Origin of the sequence: Xanthomonas sp. BRIP62409 (assembly GCF_003992965.1) — a bacterium.
Classification (GTDB): domain Bacteria; phylum Pseudomonadota; class Gammaproteobacteria; order Xanthomonadales; family Xanthomonadaceae; genus Xanthomonas; species Xanthomonas euroxanthea.
This window is the reverse complement of record NZ_QEZJ01000027.1, coordinates 79,282-101,595: the sequence shown is the minus strand read 5'-3', so window position 1 is coordinate 101,595 and position 22,314 is coordinate 79,282. Positions and strand designations below refer to the sequence as shown.

The 22,314-nt window shown below is 66.5% G+C and carries 16 protein-coding genes and 1 pseudogene; 11 read left to right on the top strand and 6 right to left on the bottom strand.

Annotated elements, in window-relative coordinates:
* Positions 1–45 precede the first annotated feature (45 nt).
* The 6 genes from otsB (at position 46) to EO170_RS16910 (ending at position 9,477) form a co-directional block, all read left to right on the top strand.
* Entirely contained in the window at positions 46–804 is a 759-nt protein-coding gene (gene otsB / locus EO170_RS16930) for a trehalose-phosphatase (RefSeq protein WP_126946728.1), read from the top strand.
* Positions 805–852: 48 nt separating this feature from the next.
* A complete protein-coding gene (locus EO170_RS16925) occupies positions 853–2,631 on the top strand; it encodes a glycoside hydrolase family 15 protein (RefSeq protein WP_126946725.1) in 1,779 nt (592 codons plus the stop codon).
* Positions 2,628–3,995, top strand: a complete 1,368-nt coding sequence (gene otsA / locus EO170_RS16920) for an alpha,alpha-trehalose-phosphate synthase (UDP-forming) (protein WP_024939412.1) — start codon at positions 2,628–2,630, stop codon at positions 3,993–3,995. The genes EO170_RS16925 and otsA overlap by 4 nt, the downstream gene beginning before the upstream one ends.
* 629 nt (positions 3,996–4,624) lie before the next feature.
* Entirely contained in the window at positions 4,625–7,063 is a 2,439-nt protein-coding gene (locus EO170_RS16915) for a glucose/quinate/shikimate family membrane-bound PQQ-dependent dehydrogenase (RefSeq protein WP_206514030.1), read from the top strand.
* 210 nt (positions 7,064–7,273) lie between these two features.
* A complete protein-coding gene (locus EO170_RS21545; RefSeq protein ID WP_164741081.1) occupies positions 7,274–7,438 on the top strand; it encodes a hypothetical protein in 165 nt (54 codons plus the stop codon).
* A gap of 170 nt (positions 7,439–7,608) precedes the next feature.
* Positions 7,609–9,477, top strand: coding sequence for a methyl-accepting chemotaxis protein (locus EO170_RS16910; RefSeq protein ID WP_126946719.1), 1,869 nt, complete (start codon positions 7,609–7,611; stop codon positions 9,475–9,477).
* 327 nt (positions 9,478–9,804) lie between these two features.
* Here the strand turns inward: EO170_RS16910 and pgeF are convergent, their stop codons facing one another.
* Positions 9,805–10,620, bottom strand: a complete 816-nt coding sequence (pgeF, locus tag EO170_RS16900) for a peptidoglycan editing factor PgeF (RefSeq protein ID WP_126946833.1) — start codon at positions 10,618–10,620, stop codon at positions 9,805–9,807.
* A gap of 1 nt (position 10,621) precedes the next feature.
* Positions 10,622–11,617: a 23S rRNA pseudouridine(1911/1915/1917) synthase RluD gene (gene rluD / locus EO170_RS16895; RefSeq protein WP_126946716.1), complete on the bottom strand. Its 996-nt coding sequence runs from the start codon at positions 11,615–11,617 to the stop codon at positions 10,622–10,624.
* Between the two features lie 120 nt (positions 11,618–11,737).
* Here rluD and EO170_RS16890 point away from each other — a divergent pair, with 120 nt between their 5' ends.
* A complete protein-coding gene (locus tag EO170_RS16890) occupies positions 11,738–12,619 on the top strand; it encodes an outer membrane protein assembly factor BamD (RefSeq protein ID WP_104583641.1) in 882 nt (293 codons plus the stop codon).
* 336 nt (positions 12,620–12,955) lie between these two features.
* Positions 12,956–13,942 (top strand): hypothetical protein, encoded by a 987-nt coding sequence (locus EO170_RS16885; protein WP_126946713.1) that lies wholly within the window; start codon positions 12,956–12,958, stop codon positions 13,940–13,942.
* Positions 13,943–13,951: 9 nt separating this feature from the next.
* Here EO170_RS16885 and EO170_RS16880 read toward each other — a convergent pair whose 3' ends face one another.
* Positions 13,952–15,592, bottom strand: a complete 1,641-nt coding sequence (locus EO170_RS16880; RefSeq protein WP_206514029.1) for an NAD+ synthase — start codon at positions 15,590–15,592, stop codon at positions 13,952–13,954.
* A 33-nt stretch (positions 15,593–15,625) separates the two neighbouring features.
* Positions 15,626–15,985 (bottom strand): annotated as a pseudogene (locus EO170_RS21645) (DUF559 domain-containing protein); the annotation flags it as partial.
* On the opposite strand from EO170_RS21645, the gene EO170_RS21540 reads away from it, so the two are divergent.
* Positions 15,954–16,544, top strand: a complete 591-nt coding sequence (locus EO170_RS21540; protein ID WP_164741079.1) for a hypothetical protein — start codon at positions 15,954–15,956, stop codon at positions 16,542–16,544. The pseudogene EO170_RS21645 and the gene EO170_RS21540 sit on opposite strands and share 32 nt — an antisense overlap.
* An 81-nt stretch (positions 16,545–16,625) precedes the next feature.
* On the opposite strand, the gene sucD is transcribed toward EO170_RS21540, so the two are convergent.
* Both sucD and sucC read right to left on the bottom strand, forming a co-directional pair.
* Positions 16,626–17,501, bottom strand: a complete 876-nt coding sequence (gene sucD, locus EO170_RS16870; RefSeq protein WP_047124757.1) for a succinate--CoA ligase subunit alpha — start codon at positions 17,499–17,501, stop codon at positions 16,626–16,628.
* 24 nt (positions 17,502–17,525) lie between these two features.
* Complete coding sequence (sucC, locus tag EO170_RS16865) at positions 17,526–18,695, bottom strand: ADP-forming succinate--CoA ligase subunit beta (RefSeq protein WP_016901264.1); 1,170 nt, start codon at positions 18,693–18,695, stop codon at positions 17,526–17,528.
* A gap of 231 nt (positions 18,696–18,926) precedes the next feature.
* Here sucC and EO170_RS16860 point away from each other — a divergent pair, with 231 nt between their 5' ends.
* Both EO170_RS16860 and EO170_RS16855 read left to right on the top strand, forming a co-directional pair.
* A complete protein-coding gene (locus tag EO170_RS16860; protein ID WP_126946706.1) occupies positions 18,927–20,540 on the top strand; it encodes a HAMP domain-containing sensor histidine kinase in 1,614 nt (537 codons plus the stop codon).
* A 192-nt stretch (positions 20,541–20,732) separates the two neighbouring features.
* The gene (locus EO170_RS16855; RefSeq protein WP_164739181.1) at positions 20,733–22,127 is read left to right on the top strand and encodes a sigma-54 dependent transcriptional regulator; all 1,395 of its coding nucleotides are present in this window, start codon (positions 20,733–20,735) and stop codon (positions 22,125–22,127) included.
* The last annotated feature ends 187 nt before the right edge of the window (positions 22,128–22,314 follow it).

The window sequence follows — 22,314 nt, the reverse complement described above, 5'->3', positions numbered from 1 at the left end:
TGTTGCATAACCTGAATATCACATCGCTTTGCGCACACTAGCGCGATGGCAGACGTGCACTCCCCCCTTCCGTCGCCGCCATTGCTGGACGATGCCTGTGCATTGTTTCTGGACGTGGACGGTACCCTCATCGACTTTGCCGACAGCCCCGAGGCTGTGCGGCTCCTGCCCGAGGTCCGCGCGGCCATCGGCCAGCTGAGCGAGCGCCTGCATGGCGCAGTGGCACTGGTCAGCGGACGACCGCTGTCGCAGCTCGACGCCTTGTTTGCGCCGTTGCTGCTCCCGGCCGCCGGCCTGCACGGGCACGAACTTCGCAGCGACATCGCTGCGCGCGCGGCGATGCCGCAGGACACCTCCGAGTGGCTGCATGGCCTGCACCAACGCGCCGCCGCACTCACGCACCGGCACCCTGGTGTGCTGGTCGAAGACAAGGGCGTCAGCGTCGCGCTGCACTGGCGCGCGCAACCGCTCGCCGGCCCCGAGGTGCTCGCCTTCGCGCAGCAGGAAATCGCCCAGCTTTCCGGGTACCGCCTGCAACCGGGCGATCACGTGGTCGAATTCGTCCCCGAAGGCAGCAACAAGGGCCTGGCGGTCGAACAACTGATGCAGCAGGGCGCATTCGCCGGCCGCACGCCGGTGTTCGTCGGCGACGACCTCACCGACGAATTCGGTTTCGAAGCGGCCAATCGTCTCGGCGGCTGGAGCGTGCTGGTCGGCGGTCGCGCCGAAACCAGCGCGCGCTTCCGCGTTGACGGCACTGCCGACGTGCATGCGTGGCTGCAACGCAATGCGCGCCGGGTCTGAGTGCAGCGCGCCTTCCCCTCTTCTCTTCAAAAGGATCGTTCGCACTCCATGACCGAGCCAAACCTGGATCTGGGCGTCATCGGCAACTGCAGCTTTGGGGCATTGGTCGATCGGCAGGCACGCGTGGTGTGGAGTTGCCTGCCGGCCTTCGACGGCGACCCAGCGTTCTGTTCGCTGCTCTCGCCCAAGCGCGAAGGCGGTGACTTTGCCGTGGAGCTGGAGGACTTCGCCAGCAGCGAGCAACACTATCTGCCCAATACCGCAGTGCTGCGCACCGTGTTGCGCGACCACCACGGCGGCGAAGTGGAAGTCATCGACTTTGCACCGCGCTGGCGCAACAACGGGCGTTTCTATCGGCCCGTCAGCATCATCCGGCAGATCCGCCCGCTCGCAGGCAACCCGCGCATCATCGTGCGCGCCCGCCCGCTGGCCGACTGGGGCGGACGCAGCCCGGAAACCACCTGGGGCAGCAATCACATCCGCTGGGTGCTGCCCGAATTCACCCTGCGCCTGACCACCGACGTGCCGGTACGCTTCGTACGCGACGGCCTGCCGTTCGTGCTCAGCCACCCGGTCAACCTGGTGCTGGGCGTGGACGAATCGCTGACCCGCTCGCTCACCGGCTATGTGCAGGAAGCGCAGGAACGCACCGAAGAATACTGGCGCGAATGGGTGCGCTACCTGTCGATTCCGCTCGACTGGCAGGAAGCGGTGATCCGCAGCGCAATCACGCTCAAGCTGTGCCAGTACGAAGACAGCGGCGCCATCATCGCGGCGATGACCACCTCGATCCCGGAAGCCCCCAACACCCCGCGCAACTGGGATTACCGCTATTGCTGGCTGCGCGACGCCGCATTCGTGGTGCGTGCGCTGAATCGCCTGGGCGCCACCCGCACGATGGAGCAGTTCATCGGCTACATCTTCAACATCGCCACCGCCGACGGCACCATGCAGCCGCTGTACGGCATCGGTTTCGAATCGCAGCTGGAAGAGCACGAAATCGAAACGATGGACGGCTACCGCGGCATGGGCCCGGTACGCCGCGGCAACCTGGCCTGGATCCAGCAGCAGCACGATGTCTACGGCAGCGTGGTGCTGGCGTCCACCCAACTGTTCTTCGATCTGCGCCTGAAGGATCAGGGCGATGCGGACACCTTCCGCCGCCTGGAGCCGCTGGGCGAACGCGCGTTCGCGCTGCACAACGTGCCCGATGCCGGCTTGTGGGAATTCCGCGGCCGCGCTGAAGTGCATACCTATACCGCCGCGATGTGCTGGGCTGCCTGCGACCGCCTCTCCAAGATCGCCGACCGGCTGGTGCTGCCCGAGCGCAGCGTTTACTGGCGCGAACGCGCCAACACCATCCGCGAACGCGTGCTGAGCGAGGCATGGAGCGAAGAGCGCGGCCATTTCACCGATACGCTGGGCGGTCATCGCCTGGATGCATCGCTGTTGCTGCTGGCCGATATCGGCATCGTCGCCAACGACGACAGCCGCTTCGTGCGCACGGTCGAAGCGGTTGGCCGCGTGCTCAAGCATGGCGATGCGCTGTATCGCTACATCGCACCGGATGACTTCGGTGAGCCGGAAACCAGCTTCACCATCTGCACGTTCTGGTACATCGACGCGCTGGCCGCGATCGGTCGCAAGGAGGAGGCGCGTGAATTGTTCGAACGCATCCTCTCGCGCCGCAATCACCTCGGCTTGCTGTCGGAGGATCTATCGTTTGAAGACGGCGAAGCCTGGGGGAATTTCCCCCAGACCTATTCGCATGTGGGCTTGATCATCGCAGCGATGCGCTTGTCGCGGAGCTGGCAGGAGGCGTCATGAGTCGTTTGGTGGTGGTATCCAACCGCGTTGCAGTGCCCGGCGAAAACCGCGCCGGCGGGCTGGCGGTTGGTTTGTTGGCTGCGCTCAAGGAGCGCGGCGGTGTGTGGTTCGGCTGGAGCGGCAAGACCGTCCGCGGCGACAGCGGCGGCATGCACGAACAGACCGAGGGCGACATCAAGTTCGTCACCATGGACCTCAACAAGCGCGACATCGATTCGTACTACAACGGGTTCGCCAATCGCACGCTGTGGCCGCTGCTGCACTTCCGCCTGGACCTGGTCGATTACGACCGCGCCACCCGCGAAGGCTATATGCGCGTCAACCGGCTATTCGCCGAAAAGCTGGCGCCGTTGCTGAAGGACAGCGACACGCTGTGGATCCACGATTACCACATGATTCCGCTGGGCGCGATGCTGCGCGAGCTGGGTGTAGGCTGCAAGATGGGCTTCTTCCTGCACGTGCCGATGCCCTCGGCCGACCTGATGCAGGCGATGCCGGATCACGCGCGCTTGTTCAGTACGTTCTACGCGTACGACCTGGTCGGCTTCCAGACCCAGCGCGATGCCGAGCGCTTCAAGGCCTATGTGCGCCTGTTCGGCGGCGGCCGCATTCTCGACGGCGACATCGTCGAAGGCCCCGGCGGGCGTCGCTTCAGTGCTGCGGCGTTCCCGATCGGGATCGATACCGACCTGATCGCCAACCAGGCCAAGGCCTCGGTCGGCAAGCAGGCGGTGCGCGACCTGCGCGAAAGCCTGCGCGGCCGGCAACTGGCGATCGGCGTGGACCGGCTGGATTATTCCAAGGGCCTGCCGGAACGCTTCCAGGGCTTCGAGCGCTATCTGGAGCGTTATCCGGACCAATCCGGCAGCCTGACCTATCTGCAGATCGCGCCGGTATCGCGCGGCGACGTCAACGAGTATCGCCAGTTGCGCGGGCAGCTGGAACAGATCGCCGGCCACATCAACGGTGGACATGCAGAGCCGGATTGGACGCCGCTGCGCTACGTCAATCAGAACTTCAGCCATGCGACGTTGACCGGTTTCTATCGCGCGGCCTCGGTTGGCCTGGTCACGCCACTGCGCGATGGCATGAACCTGGTCGCCAAGGAATTCGTCGCGGCGCAGGATCCGCAGAATCCGGGCGTCTTGGTGCTGTCGTTGCTGGCCGGTGCAGCGGATGAAATGAAAGAGGCACTGCTGGTCAATCCGCACGATCTGGACGGCGTGGCCGACGCGATCGCCACTGCGGCAAGCATGCCGCTGGCAACCCGCATCGAACGCTGGAGCGCGATGATGGATCATCTGCGCAAGAACAACATCAATCACTGGCGCCAGCGCTACTTGCAGGCACTTGCAGATATCTGACTCCGTTGTCCGCAACGCAGGCTGCCAGCACCACGCTATCAGCACAGACGCGCTGCGCACCGGCAGCGCCCCCCTCTTCTCCCCTCGGGAGAAGGGGCCCGAAAGGCGGATGAGGGTACGCGTGCACGTACAAATGGACGTGCACGTACAAGGGGAAATGTCCGAAGCGCAAAGTCCAGCTTCTACGAATCCCGGCTCCCGAATGCCAAATCCCCGCCTCACCGTTTGAGTCAATAACTCAATAGAACTACTGCAGGATCCTGCATTTGTCGCGGCGCACGAATGCACCAAACACCGACTGACGCCTGCAGCAATCTCCAGCCATATCGGATTTGAGCAATTCCAGCGCCCCAACCGCATGGCCTGGAACGTTGGTTCTCATTCCGTCACGGACACAAGCGTCATTGCGGTCTAAAATATATGCATGAGTAGCGCTGAGGACCCTGGGAGGGGCTGCGCGTTCATATCCGGACGTTCTGCTTTAGGACGTTTTTGTTGGATCCAAGGCCGCCCTTTGCCAGCCTGTGATCTTGCTCCCTCCACGACTCGCCACCGCCTGCCGGTGCCTGGGTCCTTCCTGACATCTCAAAATGACTGATCAATCCTCAAAACGTGGACTAGGCACCTGGTTGCTGGTGGTCTATGCCGTGGTGATCGCCGTGCTCGGTGCGGTGCTTGCCTACGAGGGCGGCCGCCTGGTCGCCGTCGGTGGCTCCTGGTATTACCTGCTGGCTGGCATCGGCCTGTTCCTGGCCGGCGTGTTGCTGGCGCTGGGCAAGCGTGCCGGCCTGTGGCTGTTTGGCGCCACGCTGGCGGCCACCATCGCCTGGGCGCTGTGGGAAGTGGGCCTGGATGGCTGGGGCCTGGTCCCGCGTCTGGCCTGGATGTCGGTGCTGGGGCTGGTGTTGCTGCCGTTCTGGGGCGTGGCCCGCCGCCGTATGCAGCCGCTGTCGGGACTGGGCTATGTGCTGGTGACCGGCGTGCTGCCGATCCTGGGCGCGACGCTGATCCTGTGGCCGCTGCTGGTGCCGCGTAATGTCGAACTGGCCGATGCCTCCAAGCTGCCGGCCGAGAATGCGACGCCGTTCAGCCGCGCCAACGTGCCCAGCCCGGACGGTAACGTCGCGGCCAATCACGATGCCAGCAACTGGACCTCGTACGCCGGCTCCAACCTGTCCAACCACTACACCCCCGGCGCGCAGATCACCCCGGAGAACGCCAAGAACCTGAAGGTGGCCTGGGAGTTCCATACCGGCGATCTGAAGCCGGCCGGCTCCAAGCTGGGCTACGCCTTCCAGAACACCCCGCTCAAGGTCGGCGAGCTGCTCTACATCTGCACCCCGACCCAGAAGGTGATCGCGGTGGAAGCAGCCAACGGCAAGGAGCGCTGGCGCTTCGACCCGCAGACCAATCCGAAGGCGATGGCCGGCGTTGCCGCCACCACCTGCCGCGGCGTGTCGTACTACCAGGCGCCGCAAGGCACCGCCGAGTGCCCGACGCGGATCTTCTGGCCGATGGTCGATGGCCGCCTCGGCGCGCTGGACGCGCAGACCGGCAAGCTGTGCACCAGCTTCGGCAACAACGGCTTTGTCGATCTCAATGCCGGCACCGGCAACACCAAGCCGGGCTTCGTCGGCCCCACCTCGCCGCCGGTGGTGATGCGCGGCGTGGTGATCCAGCCCACCGGCCAGGTGCGCGACGGCCAGGAAGGCGATGCGCCGTCGGGCGTGGTGCGCGGCTTCGATGCGCTCACCGGCCAGCTGCGTTGGGCCTGGGACCTGGGCAACCCGGCGATCACCGCCGAGCCGCCGGCCGGGCAGACCTATACCCGTTCCACCCCGAACGTGTGGTCGCTGATGGCCGCCGACGACGAACTGGGCCTGGTGTATCTGCCGACCGGCAATGCCTCGGGCGATTTCTTCGGCAAGGGCCGCACCCCGCAGGATGAGGAATACACCGCCTCCCTGGTTGCCGTGGATGCGGCCACCGGCAAGGAGCGTTGGCACTTCCGCACTGTCAACCACGACCTGTGGGATTACGACATCGGCCCGCAGCCGAACCTGGTCGACTGGCCGGTCGCCGGCGGCGCTACCCGCCCTGCGGTGATCCAGGCCACCAAGTCCGGCCAGGTGTTCGTGCTGGACCGCGCCACCGGTGCCCCGCTCATGCCGGTCAAGCAGATCGCCGTGCCGCAGGGCACCGATCATGGCGACTGGACCGCGGCCACCCAGCCGATCTCGCCGGGCATGCCCAATACCGTGGGCGCACCGAGCCGCGAGTACGAAACCATCGTCGAATCCGACGCCTGGGGCATGACCCCGTTCGACCAGCTGGCCTGCCGCATCCAGTTCAAGCAGCTGCGCTACGAAGGCATGTTCACCCCGCCGACCCTGCAGGGCTCGCTGGCCTTTACCGGCAACCACGGCGGCATCAACTGGGGCGGCGTCTCGGTCGATCTGCAGCGCGGCATCATGGTGATGAACAGCAATCGCCTGCCCTACACCCTGCAGGTCTACACCCGCGAAAAGATGAAGGAGCTGGGCGTGGTGTCGGTGTTCGACGGCAAGAGCAAGACGCCGGGCTACATGGCGCAGAAGGGCCTGGCCTACGGCGCCCGCAAGGAGCCGTGGATGTCGCCGCTCAACACGCCGTGCGTGGCACCGCCGTGGGGCTACATCTCCGGCGTGGACCTGCGCACCCAGCAGGTGCTCTGGCGGCGTCCGCTGGGCACCGGTTACGACCAGGGTCCGATGGGCATCCCGTCCAAGACCAAGTTCGAGATCGGCACGCCCAACAACAGCGGCTCGCTGGCCACCGCCGGCGGCGTGACCTTCATCGGCGCGACCCTGGACGACTTCATGCGCGGCTTCGACACCCGCACCGGCAAGCAGGTCTGGGAGACCCGCGTGCCGGCCGGCCCGCAGGCCGCCCCGCTGAGCTACACCATCGACGGCAAGCAGTACATCGTGGCCGCCGTGGGTGGGCACGACCGAATGGAAACCAAGTCGGGCGACAGCGTGATCGCCTGGGCGCTGCCGGATGACGCGGGCGCCAAGCCGGCGAAGTAAGCCGGTGTAACGTCAGCTAGTTGGGCATCGATAGACCGGTCATCGTGAGATGGCCGGTTTTTTTTTGGGGAATCGGGAATCGGGATTCGGGAATGGGAAAAGCGCTTTTCCGTCGTCTTTCAGGGCTGGGCTGGATTGATGGCGCGCCCGATTCCCCAATCCCCACTCCCGATTCCCCGCGCTTCGTTTCGTGTTCGTCGCGTTGCACCGATGGCGCCGCTGGCCAGTCTTGGTGGCGTGCATGCGATCGGACTGCGTGGCGTCGCGGTCTACGAAGTGTTTACGGAGCCCGCCGATATTTCACGTGAAATTTACAATTGCAAGACCGGTATTCGGCTGCAAATCACGGTTCCGCAGCACACCGGGCAGCGCTGAAACCGCTTCCAAATCAACTACATCGGTATTTTTGGGGGCCTGGTCGGCAGATTCCGACGAACGGTGATTTCACGCCGTCATGATTCGGGCTCGGCCGCCGATACCCCATAGCAGCCCATGCAGCGCAGGACGCCGCTCCCCACTCCGAATCACTCAGTTGGACTCAGCCTATGTCGCCCTCACCCGATGCCACCGCCGTCTCCCGCCCGCCTTCCGGCCGGAACCTTGCGCGTGCCAGCACGGCCGCATGGCTGCCTGCCGCTGCACAGATCGGGCTGCTGGGCTTGCTGACGCTCTACGCCGCCACGCTGCTGCCCGGCGGTGTCTGGACCGGCTTGGGCCGCTTGCTGCCGGCGCTGCTGGTACTGGGCGCGGCAAGTGCTGGGCTGTGGTGGTGGGCACGCCGTCGCGGTCTGCCGCAACTGCAACAGGCGATCGGCACGGTGACCGCCATCGGTGAAGGGCGCTTTCAGCGCCTGGATCTGCGCACCGCCTCCGGCGAACTCGCGCCATTGCTGCACGCCCTGCAGGCGACCCAGGACAAGCTGGCCATCCGCATCGATGTGATGGAACAGGGCCTGCGCCACGGCCAGTTCGTGATCAAGGCGCTGGACGATCTGGACACCATGATCCGCATCGCCGACGACGACGGCCAGGTACTGTTCGCCAACCGCAAACTGCTGGCGATGCTCAAGCTGATCGAGCCGGATGTGCAGAGCTTCCGTCCCAGCTTCCATGCCGAAGGCTTCGTCGGCGGCAGCATCGGCGACATCTATCCCGACAGCCAGGCCGCGATCGACCGCATGCGTGCGCTGACCGCCTCCAAGGCGGTGCGCGCGCCGTTCTTCGGCCGCCAGATCGACTTCGTCTACAGCCCGATCATCGCCGCCGACGGCACCAAGCTGGGCACCATCGCGCAGTGGATGGACGTCACCGCGCAGGTCAACGCCGAGCAGGCGCTGATCCAGATCATCGATGCCGCCGCGGCCGGCGATTTCAGCCGGCGCATGCAGATTGACGGCATGGACGGCGTGCTGCTGTCGCTGGCGCAGGGCATCAACCGCATCTACGACTCGGTGGAAACCCACCTGGCCGCCTTGGCGCGGGTGATCGGCGCACTGGCCGAAGGCGACCTCACCCAGCGCGTGGATGGCGATGCGCACGGCATCTTCGCGCGTCTGCGCGACGACACCAACCAGACCGTGACCCGGCTGACCGAGATCATCGGCGGCATCCAGATCGCATCGGACACCATCCGCCGCGCGGCGGTGGAAATCGCCGCCGGCAACACCGACCTGTCCGAGCGCACCGAGCAGCAGGCCGCCAATCTGGAAGAAACCGCCAGCTCCATGGAGGAACTCACCTCCACCGTGAAGCAGAACGCCGACAGCGCGCTGCAGGCCAATCGGCTGGTGGTGGGCACCGGCGAAGTCGCGCAGAACGGCGGCCAGGTGATGGACGATGTGGTGTCCACCATGGGCCAGATCAGCACTGCCTCGCGCAAGATCGGCGAGATCATCGGCGTCATCGACGGCATCGCCTTCCAGACCAATATCCTGGCGCTCAACGCCGCGGTGGAAGCCGCACGCGCCGGCGAACAGGGCCGCGGCTTCGCGGTGGTCGCCTCGGAAGTGCGCGCGCTGGCGCGACGCTCGGCCGATGCGGCCAAGGAGATCAAGACGCTGATCGCCGACTCCACCGACAAGGTCGAACTGGGCTCGGGCCTGGTGCACCGCGCCGGCGCGACCATGCGCGAGATCGTCGGCTCGGTCAAACACGTCACCGACATCATGAGCGAGATCACCGCCGCCAGCGCCGAGCAATCCAGCGGCATCGAACAGGTCAACCGCACCGTCGCGCAACTGGACGAAGTCACCCAACGCAACGCCGCATTGGTGGAAGAAGCCACCGCCGCCGCGCGCAGTCTGGAAGAACAGGCCGTGGAGTTGGCCGATGCGGTGTCGATCTTCCGCCTGCAGCCTGCGCACGGCGGCACCCCGAAGGTAGTGCGCGCAAGTTTCGGAAACGCCGCAGCGTAAGCCGCCGGCACGGAATCACCGTAGGAGCGCACCTGGGCGCGATAAGGCTTTCCCGGTAACGCCCCATCGCGCCCAGGTGCGCTCCTACACCTGTCTGCCATCCCATCCAGCACGCGCGACCGACCAACGCTGCGAATCAGCGAGCCGTCGTGAAAATCGCCACGCTACGTAGGAGCGCACCCGGGCGCGACGAAGCATTACCAGTAAGCCCATCGCGCCCATGTGCGCCCCACATCGGGCTGCGGCGCTAGTCCAGAAACCGCGCGTGCTGCTCCGGCGCAGGCAACTGCGCGAACGCGTCCAGCCCCAGCACGAACAACGGCATGCTCAGGGCGCGATCCAGGCCAGCGTGGCCATGCGTCCGCTACGGCGGTCGCGACGATGCGAGAAGAAGCGTTGCGGCTCGGAAATGGTGCACAGCCCGCCGCCGTGGATGGCGCTGGCCGGCATACCGGCACGCTGCAGGCGCTGACGCGCCAATGCATACAGATCCACCCGCCAATGCCCCGGGCGGGTCGCGACGAACGCGGCGTGCGCCTGCGCATCGTGCGCGACGAAGGCGTTGAACACGTCTTCGCCGATTTCATACACCTGCGGCCCCGCTGCCGGCCCCAGCCAGGCCCTCACCTGCTGTGGCGGCGTGCGCATCGCCGCCACGCTGCGCTCCAGCATGCCGTCGGCCAGGCCGCGCCAGCCGGCATGCGCGGCGGCCACTTCGCTGCCATCACTGGCCGCGAGCACGACCGGCAGGCAGTCGGCGGTGAGGATCGCCAGCACCACGCCGGGCACCGCGGTCACCGCTGCGTCGGCAACCGGTTCCTGCGCAGCTGGGGCGGCAGTTCCGGCCGCGCCCACCTGCTCGCCGGACGCAGGCGCGGGCGCATCGACGCGCAGCACCTCCACCCCATGCACCTGACGCAGCCACTGCGGGGTGCCGGGCAGTGCCAGCGCCTCGACCAACAGCGCCCGGTTGCGTTCCACCTGCTCCGGCACGTCGCCCTCGGCACTGTGGCGGTTGCCGAGGTTGAGCGTGTCGAACGGCGCCAGCGAGCCGCCCAGGCCGTAGCGCAGCGTGGTCAGCGCATGGATGCGTGGCGGCGCCGGCCAGTCGGCCGGCAGCACGAAGGGCGCGGCGGCGGCCATGTCAGCGGCGTGCCAGCTCGGCGGCGCGTGCACTGTCTTCACGCAGCGCGCTCATCAGCCGCTGCAGGTCGGCCGGCACCGGCGCGCTGGCGCGCACCGGCTCGCCGCTGACCGGGTGCAGGAACTCCAGGGTTTCGGCATGCAATGCCTGGCGCTTGAAGGTACGCAGCTCGTGCACCAGTTCGTCGCTGGCGCCCTTGGGCAGCTTCAGCGCGCCGCCGTACAGCGGGTCGCCGACGATCGGCGATTTCAGGTGCGCCATGTGCACGCGGATCTGGTGGGTGCGCCCGGTTTCCAGCCGGCATTCCAGCGCGGTATGCGCGCGGAAGCGCTCGCGCAGGCGGTAATGGGTGACCGCATCGCGGCCGTCGTCGCGTACCGCCATCTTCAGCCGATCGCGCGGATGGCGGTCGATCGGCGCATTGGCGGTGCCGCCGGAGACCAGCGCGCCCACCACCACCGCCAGGTACTGGCGATGCACATCGCGTGCGGACAGCTGCTCCACCAGCGCGGTCTGCGCCTGCACGGTGCGCGCCACCACCATCACCCCGCTGGTGTCCTTGTCCAGCCGGTGCACCACGCCGGCGCGCGGCACCGCCGCCAGCGCCGGGTCGCGGAACAGCAAGGCGTTGACCAGGGTGCCGTCCGGGTTGCCGGCACCAGGGTGGACCACCAGCCCGGCCGGCTTGTCGATCACCAGCACCTGGTCGTCTTCGTACAGCACGCTCAGCGGGATGTCCTGCGGCGCGGCATGGGTCTGGGTTTCCAGCACCACCTGCACCTGCACGCTCTCGCCGCCGCGCAAGGTGTCGCGCGGGCGCGCCATTTCCCCGTTCAGCAGCGCATCGCCGGACTTGATCCACTCCGACAGGCGCGAACGCGAGAATTCGGGAAACAGCTCGGCCAGCACCGCGTCGAAACGGCGTCCTGCGGCGTTGTCGGGCACGATGGCCTGGCGGATGGACGGGTCGAGGGGGTCGGCAGATGGGTCGGACATGGACACAGGCACTCGGGCAAAAGCGGGAATTTGGGGGTCCGGGCGGCGGGAGTCAGTCGCCGGACAGGCCACTAGGCTATCATCGCGCTCTCGTTTTCCTGATGCGTCCTGCCCAGACCCATGATCCGACGGTCCACGTTTTCCGCGCCTGCGCGCCTGATTGCCCTCATGCTGGTCATGGCGTTCGTCGTCACCGGCTGCCACCGCGGCGCCAAGGACAAGAATCCCGACGAGGGCATGCCGGTCGAGCAGCTCTACGGCAAGGGCCACGACCTGATGGAGAAAGGCAACTGGGCCGGCGCCGAAGCCAGCTACAAGCGCCTGATCGCCCAGTACCCGTATGGCCCGTACACCGAGCAGGCGATGATCGAAACCGCCTACGCCCAGTACAAGGCCGGCAAGCACGACGACACCGTCTCCAGCGTCGACCGCTTCATCCGGACCTACCCGACCCATCGCAACATCTCGTACCTGTATTACCTGCGCGGGCTGGCCAACAGCAACCGCGACACGGTGTTCCTGCGCCGCGTCTGGTCGCTGGACCCGAGCCGCCGCGACCTGTCCTCGCCGCAGCAGGCCTACAACGACTTCAACACCGTGACCGACCGCTACCCGAACAGCCGCTACGCGCCGGATGCGCGCAAGCGCATGATCGAGCTGCGCGACGTGTTCGCCCAGCACGAACTGGACAACGCGCTGTACTACCTGCGTCGCAATGCCTGGGTGTCGGCGGCCGGTCGCGCTAACTACCTGCTGGAAACCTATCCGCAGAGCGCCTACCAATACGACGCGGTGGCGGTGCTGGCCGAGGCCTACACCCACCTGGGCAACAAGACCCTGGCCGCCGATGCCCGCCGCGTGCTGGAGCTCAACAGCCCGCAGCATCCGTGGCTGACCGGCAATTGGCCGAAGTACCCGTGGGCCATCCGCAAGCTCAACCCGTTCGCCGGCGAGAAGTCCGCCGCCACCGGTCAGCGCAATGCACAGATGAGCCGCGACTGAGCGATCAGCCGCCGGTGTGATGAGAAGGGGCCGCAAGGCCCCTTTTTTATTGCGGCAATGCCGCTGCCGCAATGCCGGTGGCAGCGGCGCGACTGAGTGTTGCAGGCGCCTGCCGTGCCTGACGACAGCCAGGCCCGATCAAGCGACAGATCGATCGTCCCGCACTACGGACGTGCACGCCTGCACGCCACGCGTCCTCGCACCGCCGAGCGCGCTTGCCTGCCGCAGTTGCGTTCACCTCGCCGGACCTGGCACCAGGTCACCGAACCGCGCCTGCGCGCTGCCTATACTCGGCCTCGGCAAGATCATTCCCGCTGACGCCCGCCAGGAGGCCGCATGTCCCGCTGCATCGTCCCGTTCATGCTTGGCCTGCTGCTGGCGGCAATGACCACCACCGCCAGCGCGGCTCCCATCGTCTACGGCGTCAACGCCCACGACAGCCGCTCCGCCTACCCGATCGCCCAGGCCGAGGCCCGCTTCAAGCTGCTGGCCGCGCGCAATCTGCGCAGCTACCGCTTCGATGTGGACCCGCGCGATTACGCCACGCTGGATGCGCTGGTCCCGCTGGCGCGCAAGTACGGCATCACGCTGCGCCCGATGGTGTACCCGATGTCGCGCGAGATCGGTTACCAGCTGGCGCGTCGCTATGCGGCCGACATCAAGGTCTGGGAGATCGGCAACGAACAGGATCTGGTGCGCGCCGAGGCCGATGCCCGCATCGCGGCGATGACCACGATGTACCTGGGCATGCGCCAGGCTTCCAACGAACTGGGCGCCGGCCTGCGCTTCACCATCAACATCACCGCCTGCAACAGCGACGACCGCAGCGCCAACGCACGCTGCCCGGGTGACCGCAATGGCTCGCTGTGGTTCCTGGCCAAGGCCAAGGCGGCCGGCTTCAACTTCGACCACATCAGCTTCCACTACTACGCCTTCCACCAGGACGCCGGCTACTGGAGCGCGTTGTACCTGGGCCAGCTACGCACGGCGGCGCAGACCTACAAGACGCCGGTGTTCTTCAACGAGCTGAACTGTGCGGAGATCTACACCGGCAACACCACCGGCGGCGCGGAAGGCGACCGCGGCTGCTACGACAGCCTGGCGCAGCTGCTGCGCAACGTGCGCGACAACTACGCCGACGTGGTGTCCGAGGTGAACGTCTACGAATTGCTGGACCAGACCAGCATCGAGGGCGCCGAAGGCCATTTCGGCCTGATGTACGACCTGACGCGGCCCAAGCCGACCCTGGACCTGCTCACCCGCTTCGCCCAGGCGCCGGCCGCCGCAGCGGTGGCTGGCGCACCGGGCTACCGGCCGGAATAGCCGTTCGGGCTATTGCCCTGAATACCCATTGGTGATCGGGTAACGCCGCTCGCGACCGAACGCGCGGCGCGACACCTTCGGCCCGGGCGCGGCCTGGTGGCGCTTCCATTCGTTGAGCCGTACCAGCCGCAGCACGTGTTCCACCGTATCGGCGGCGTAGCCGGCCGCGACGATGTCGTCGCGCGACTGCTCCTGGTCGACGTAGCGATACAGGATCCCGTCCAGCACATCGTAGGGCGGCAGCGAATCCTGGTCGGTCTGGTTGTCGCGCAACTCGGCCGAGGGCGGGCGCGAAATCACCGCCGGCGGAATCACCGGCGCCCCGCCTACGGTATTGCGCCACTTGGCCAGGCCGAACACTTCGGTCTTGTACAGGTCCTTGAGCGGGGCGTAGCCGCCGCACATGTCGCCGTAGATGGTGGCGTACCCCACCGCGTATTCGCTCTTGTTGCCGGTGGTCAGCAACAGCCCGCCGAACTTGTTGGACAGCGCCATCAGGATCACCCCGCGGCTGCGCGACTGCAGGTTCTCTTCGGTGATGTCCGGCTGGGTGCCTTCGAACATCGGCCCCAGCGCGGCGAGCAGCCCTTCGAACGCCGGCTCGATCGCGATGGTTTCCAGCTTGACGCCCAGCACGCGGCATTGCTCGTCGGCCAGGTCGTTGGATAGATTGGCCGTGTAGCGCGACGGCAGCCGCACCGCGGTAACGTTGTCGCCGCCCAGCGCGTCGACCGCCATCGCCAGCACCAGCGCCGAATCGATGCCGCCGGACAGGCCCAGCCAGACCTTGCTGAAGCCGTTCTTGCGGCAATAGTCCTGCAGCCCGCGCACCACGGCGCGCCAGGCCAGCGCATCCATGCTTTCGTCGCCGTCGTCCACCCACACCACCGGGGTGAAGCTGCGCTCGCCGGCGGCGTAGTCCACCACCAGCCACTGATCGACGAACGCGGCGGCGGCCGGATGTACGGTGCCGTCGCCATCGGCCACCACCGAGGCGCCGTCGAACACCAGCGCATCCTGCCCGCCGACCACGTTGAGATAGGCGATCGCCGCCCCGCTCTCGCGGGTGCGCTCGGCCAGCAAGGCATCGCGCTGCGCATGCTTGCCGCGCTCGTAGGGCGAGGCGTTGGGCACCAGCACCAGCTCGGCGCCGGCCTGCACGGTCCTGGCCAACGGCTCGACAAACCACAGGTCCTCGCAGATCACCACGCCCACCTGCACGCCCTTGACCGTGACCACGCAGTTGTCGCCATCCGGGTCCACGTCGAAATAGCGGCGCTCGTCGAATACCGCGTAATTGGGCAGCTCGCGCTTGCGGTACGTCGCTTCGATGCGCCCGTCGCGCAACACGCTGGCGGCGTTGTAGACCACGCTGCCGGCACTCTGCGGCCAGCCGACCACCGCCACGACCCCGCGCGTGCCGGCGGCGATGCGCGCCAGCGCTTCCTCGCAATGGGCCAGAAAACCGGGCCGCAGCAGCAGATCTTCCGGCGGGTAACCGCTGATCGCCAGCTCGGGAAACAGCACGATGTCCGCATCAAACTCATCGCGCGCTGCCGCGATGAAGTCGATGATGCGATCGGTATTGCGCGCCACGGCACCGACCGGAAAGTCGAACTGCGCCATGGCAATGCGGAGCGTCTGGGACATGTCAACGGCCTTGTGCGTGTGTTTTCCGAAGCACGGAAGCGGAAAGGGAGGACGAGCCGCAAGCAGACCTCGCGCGATCATCTCGCAGACGTCGTCGCCACTCGCCAGCACCGCATTATTCCAGAAGCGCAGCACCTGGAAGCCCTCGCGGCGCAGGAAAGCATCGCGCGTGGCATCCGCACCCGGCAGCAGGTGCTGGCTACCGTCGATTTCGACGATCAACGCCCGGGCGAGGCAGACGAAATCGACGATGTAGGGCCCGATGGGGACCTGACGCCGGAATTTGAAGCCGATCAGACGCCGATCTCGCAACCGATACCAAAGCGCGCGCTCGGCGGCGGTCATCTCACGACGCAGGCGCTTGGCGAATCCGGTCTTGGCGGCGTGGCGCATCGACATTCTCGGCAGGAGGATGGCCACGGTGACTGGTGCCGCCCGGGTGGCGCCATCGGTGTCGATGGCGCTTTGGCGTCGGAGATCGCCGCGCGGGAAGCGCCCTCACCCCTACCCCTCTCCCGCAGGCGGGAGAGGGGATGTCGCTGCCGGCGGGGGCTTGGGCAGCGGCAGTTGCCTGACCGCGATGTGCTCCGTCGATCTGCCGGGGAACGACAAACCTGGCGTGCTTGAGAACATGACCGGGCTTTTGCTCCTGCTCTTGCTCCTGCTCTTGCTCCTGCTCTTGCTCCTGCTCTTGCTCTTGCTCCTGCTCTTGCTCCTGCTCTTGCTCCTGCTCTTGCTCCTGCTCTTGCTCCTGCTCTTGCTCCTGCTCTTGCTCCTGCTCTTGCTCTTGCTCCTGCTCTTGCTCTTGCTCTTGCTCTTGCTCCTGCTCTTGCTCCTGCTCCTGCTCTTGCTCTTGCTCTTGCTGTTGTTGCTCTTGCTCTTGCTGTCGTTCTTGCTGTTGCTGTTGCTCCCTTCTCCCGCCTGCGGGAGAAGGTGCCCGAAGGGCGGATGAGGGCATGCTTCCAAACACCCACAAAAAAGGCCGCCCGAAGGCGGCCTCTCTGACGCTCACACGCTTGCGCGCGCGGCGTGCTTACTTCACCAGCGCAGCAATCGCCGCACCCAGATCGCCCGGCGAACGGACGGTCTTGACGCCAGCGGCTTCCATCGCCGCGAACTTGCCTTCGGCAGTGCCCTTGCCGCCCGATGCGATCGCACCGGCGTGGCCCATGCGCTTGCCGGCCGGAGCCGAGGCACCGGCGATGAAGCCGACGACCGGCTTCTTCACGAACTGCTTGATGTACTCGGCGCCAGCTTCCTCGGCGTCGCCACCGATTTCGCCGACCATGATGATGCCTTCGGTCTGCGGATCTTCGTTGAACAGCTTGAGGCAGTCGACGAAGTTCAGGCCGTTGATCGGATCGCCACCGATACCGATGCAGGTGCTCTGGCCCAGGCCCACTTCGGTGGTCTGCTTGACCGCTTCATAGGTCAGGGTGCCCGAACGCGACACGATGCCGATCTTGCCCGGCTTGTGGATGTGGCCCGGCATGATGCCGATCTTGCACTCGCCCGGGGTGATCACGCCGGGGCAGTTCGGCCCGATCAGCACGGTGTCCGGATGCGAGCGGGTCAGCACGTTCTTGACGCGCAGCATGTCCAGCACCGGGATGCCTTCGGTGATGCAGACGATGACCTTGATGCCGGCCGCAGCCGCTTCCAGGATCGCATCGGCCGCGTACGGCGGCGGCACGTAGATCACCGACGCGTCTGCGCCGGTGGCCTTGACGGCATCGGCCACGGTGTTGAACACCGGCAGGTCAATATGCGTGGTGCCGCCCTTGCCCGGCGTCACGCCGCCGACGACCTGGGTGCCGTACTCGATCATCTGAGTAGCGTGGAAGGTGCCCTGCTGGCCGGTGAAGCCCTGCACGATCACCTTGGTGTTCTTGTTAATCAAAACGGACATGGATAGTTCCTTCGGTGTCGTGAATCAGGCGGCGTTCTTGACAGCTTCGACGACCTTCTTGGCACCGTCGTTGATGTTGTCGGCCGGGATGATGGCCATGCCGCTGTCGCGCAGCAGCTGCTTGCCTTCTTCCACGTTGGTGCCTTCCAGGCGCACCACGACCGGAACCTTGACGCCCACTTCCTTGACCGCCGCGATGATGCCCTCGGCAATCATGTCGCAGCGGACAATGCCGCCGAAGATGTTGACGAAGATGCCTTCGACCTTGTCCGAGGACAGGATCAGCTTGAATGCCTCGATGACGCGCTGCTTGTTGGCGCCGCCGCCCACGTCCAGGAAGTTCGCCGGCTCGCCGCCGTTGAGCTTGATCACGTCCATGGTGGCCATGGCCAGGCCGGCGCCGTTGACCATGCAACCGATGTTGCCGTCCATGGTGACGTAGTTGATGTCCAGCTCCGACGCAGTCACTTCGGTCTCGTCTTCCTGCGTCTTGTCGCGCATGGCGACCAGCTGCTTCTGACGGAACGCGGCGTTGTCGTCGCTGTCGAACTTGCCGTCCAGCGCGTACAGGTTGCCGTCGTCCAGGATGGCCAGCGGGTTGATTTCAACCAGCGCCAGGTCCTTTTCGTTGAACAGGCGATACAGGTTCACCATGATGCTGGCGAACTGGCCGGCCTGCTTGGCGGTCAGGCCGAGCTTGAAGCCGAAATCGCGGCCGTGGTAGCCCTGCACGCCTTCGACGAAATCGACGTTGAGCGAGTGGATCAGCTCCGGCGTCTCGGCGGCGACCTGCTCGATCTCCACGCCACCCTCGCTGGAGGCGATGTAGGTGATGGTCTTGGTGCCGCGGTCGACCAGGATCGACAGGTACAGCTCCTTGACGATCTCGCCGGCGGTGGTCACCAGCACCAGGTTGATCGGCAGCTCGACGCCGGCGGTCTGGTAGGTGGACATCTTGGTGCCGAGCATCTTGGCCGCTGCGGCCTTCACGTCGTCGGTGGTCTTGCAGAACTTGACGCCGCCAGCCTTACCGCGACCGCCCGCGTGGATCTGCGCCTTCACCATCCAGGGGCCCTTGCCCAGGGAATTGGCGACTTCAACCGCTTCGTCCGGGGTCGCCGCGACCTTGCCGGCCGGAACGGGGATGCCGTACTCGGCAAGCAGCTGTTTTGACTGGTATTCGTGGAAATTCATGCGTCACCGTGGGAAAAGGAAACGACCGCTGCGTGCAACGCAGACCGCCAGGGCGGCACGTCAAGAGACGCGAACGGGCCGCCTATTGTGGCCGACCACGCCGTGCGGCGCAAAAGTCGGCCCGAGTGCCCCGCCGCTGGCGGCGCTTGCGTCCAGCCCGGCACTGTGCGCAAGTGCTGCGTGGGCCGCGCACCTGCCTATACTCGCCGCTTGCGCCCGCGGGGAATCGGTTTGCCATCCAGCCCATCGCTTATCGACCGGATCCAGTCCGCGCCACAGCGCGAGCTGTACTTCTTTTCGCTGTACCGGGTGCTGGTGGCCGGGCTGATCGCCGCACTGGTGTTCAGCCCCCTGTCCGACGCGATCCCCGAGCCCCGCTACCCGCGCCTGGCGGCCGGTGTGGCGATCGGCTACCTGGCGATGGCCATCCCGCTGCTGTTCCGCGGCCGCAACGAGCGCCGCCTGACCGCCACCGTGCTGTGCGCGGTGATCGCCGACATCCTCGCCGCGACCCTTGCCACGCATGCGCTGCCCGGCGCCAGCGCCGGCATCGCGATGATGCTGCTGTTCAATGTCGCCGCCGCCTCGATCCTGCTGCGCCTGCGCTATGGCATGAGCATTGCCGTGCTCGCCAGCGCCGCCACCGTGCTGGAGTACCTGTGGACCGTGCTGGAAGGCGGCGGCGCCACTCGCCCGATCGCCGAACTGGCGATGTTCGCCACCAGCTATGTCGCAGTGGCCTTCATCTGCGAACAGATCGCCTCGCGGGCGCGCCGCAATCAGGTGCTGGCCGAGGAGCGCGGTGCGCAGGTCGCCAATCTCTACGAGATCAACGAGCTGATCATCCGCCGCATGCGCACCGGCGTGCTGGTGGTCGATACGCACAACCGCATCACCCTGGCCAACGAGGCGGCGCTGGCGCTGCTCGGCGATGGCGACCAGCGCAACGCCCCGGTCGACCTGTCGCTGGCCGCGCTTACCCCGGAGCTGGCGCGCCGCCTGCAGCGCTGGCGCAGCGGCTGGCGCCAGGAAGAGGCCCCGCTGCAACTGGGCGCCGACCGCCCGGAAGTCCAGCCGCGCTTCGTGCGCCTGCTCGCCGACAGCGACCTGGTGCTGGTGTTCCTGGACGATGCCAGCGTAGTGTCGCGGCGCGCCGAATCGCTCACCCTGTCGGCGATGGGGCGCTTTTCGGCCAGCCTGGCGCATGAGATCCGCAACCCGCTGGCGGCGATCAGCTACGCCTCGCAATTGCTGGAAGAATCCCCGCACATCGGTGATGCCGACCGCCGCCTGCTGCAGATCATCCACCAGCAATGCCAGCGCACCAACGGCATCGTCGAAAGCGTGCTTGCGCTGGCCCGGCGCGAACGCGCCAACCCCGACAACCTGGACCTGGCCGCGTTCGTGCGCCGCTTCGTGATCGAGTACCGGCAGACCCTGTCGATGGAAACCGACATCCTGGAAGCGAGCATTCAAGGCGCGTCCGTGCATGCCCTGGTCGACCCCAAGCACCTGCACCAGATCCTGACCGCGCTGGTCCACAACGCGCTCAAGTACGGCCGGGTGATGGACGAGCCGGCGCGGGTGAAGCTGCGCGTCGAACGCCTGGAGCGCATGGCGGTGATCGATGTCATCGACCGCGGCCCCGGCATCCCCGAGACAGTGGCCGCACAGCTGTTCCGGCCGTTCTACACCACCTCCGAGCACGGTACCGGGCTCGGCCTGTACATCGCCCAGGAGCTGTGCCGCGCCAACCAGGCGCAACTGGACTATGTGTCGGTGCCGGGTGGCGGCGCCTGTTTCCGGATCCTGTTGCAGGGGCCCAACAGCCTGCTCGGGAAATGAGCGGGATCGTTGCGTCACGCCTACAGCATGCCCATGGCGCATCTGCCTGCAACGGCGCTGCGTTCGTGTATCTGCGGCCAGCCGCTACGCTTCGTGCGTCCCGCCGCGCCCGTTGTTTGATCATGTGAATCGTTGGGCCCGCACTCGGCCGGCAATTGTCGACTGTCATCGCCCTGGGCTATCGTGCGCCACATGAACGAACCGAAAAGTGCCCTGGTTGTCGATGACGAGCGTGACATTCGCGAACTGCTTGTTCTCACCCTGGGCCGGATGGGCCTGCGCATCAGCACCGCCGCCAACCTGGCCGAAGCGCGCGAGCTGCTGGCCAACAATCCCTACGACCTGTGCCTGACCGACATGCGCTTGCCCGACGGCAACGGCATCGAACTGGTCACCGAAATCGCCAAGCACTATCCGCAGACCCCGGTGGCGATGATCACCGCGTTCGGAAGCATGGACCTGGCGGTGGAGGCCTTGAAGGCCGGCGCCTTTGACTTCGTCAGCAAGCCGGTGGACATCAGCGTGCTGCGCGGCCTGGTCAAGCACGCACTGGAATTGAACAACCGCGACCGCCCCGCGCCGCCGGCGCCGCCGCCGGAACAGGCCAGCCGCCTGCTTGGCGATTCCAGCGCGATGGAAAGCCTGCGCGCCACCATCGGCAAGGTCGCGCGCAGCCAGGCGCCGGTCTACATCGTCGGCGAATCGGGCGTGGGCAAGGAGCTGGTCGCCCGCACCATCCACGAACAGGGCGCCCGTGCGGCCGGCCCGTTCGTGCCGGTCAACTGCGGCGCCATCCCCGCCGAACTGATGGAAAGCGAGTTCTTCGGCCACAAGAAGGGCAGCTTCACCGGCGCGCATGCCGACAAGCCCGGCCTGTTCCAGGCCGCGCATGGCGGCACGCTGTTCTTGGACGAAGTGGCCGAACTGCCGCTGCAGATGCAGGTCAAGCTGCTGCGCGCGATCCAGGAAAAATCAGTGCGCCCGGTCGGCGCTTCCAGCGAGTCGCTGGTGGACGTGCGCATCCTCTCGGCAACCCACAAGAACCTGGGCGACCTGGTCTCCGACGGCCGTTTCCGCCACGACCTGTACTACCGCATCAACGTCATCGAACTGCGCGTGCCGCCGCTGCGCGAACGCGGCGGCGACCTGCCGCAGCTGGCCGCGGCGATCATCGCCCGCCTGGCGCACAGCCATGGCCGCCCGATACCGCTACTGACCCAGTCCGCGCTCGATGCGCTGGACCAGTACGGCTTCCCGGGCAACGTGCGCGAGCTGGAAAACATCCTCGAACGTGCCCTGGCCCTGGCCGAAGACGACCAGATCAGCGCCACCGACCTGCGCCTGCCAGCCCACGGCGGCCATCGCCTGGCCGCCACCCCCGGCAGCGCCGCCGTAGAACCGCGCGAAGCCGTGGTCGACATCGACCCCGCCTCGGCCGCCCTGCCCTCCTACATCGAGCAACTGGAACGCGCCGCGATCCAGAAAGCACTGGAAGAAAACCGCTGGAACAAGACCAAGACCGCCGCGCAGCTGGGCATCACGTTTCGGGCGTTGCGCTACAAGTTGAAGAAGTTGGGGATGGAGTAGAGAAGCCGGGATTGGGGATTAGGGATTAGGGATTAGGGGGAATCAGGAATCGGGAAACGTTGCCGTTCGGTTGCTCTTGCGGGGCCCAAGCGAAGTCGATATCAGCACACGCATGGCTCGCCTTCGATTCCCTAATCCCCACTCCGACGCCCCGCCGCTCAGCCCTTCCACGTCGGCGCAAGAAACT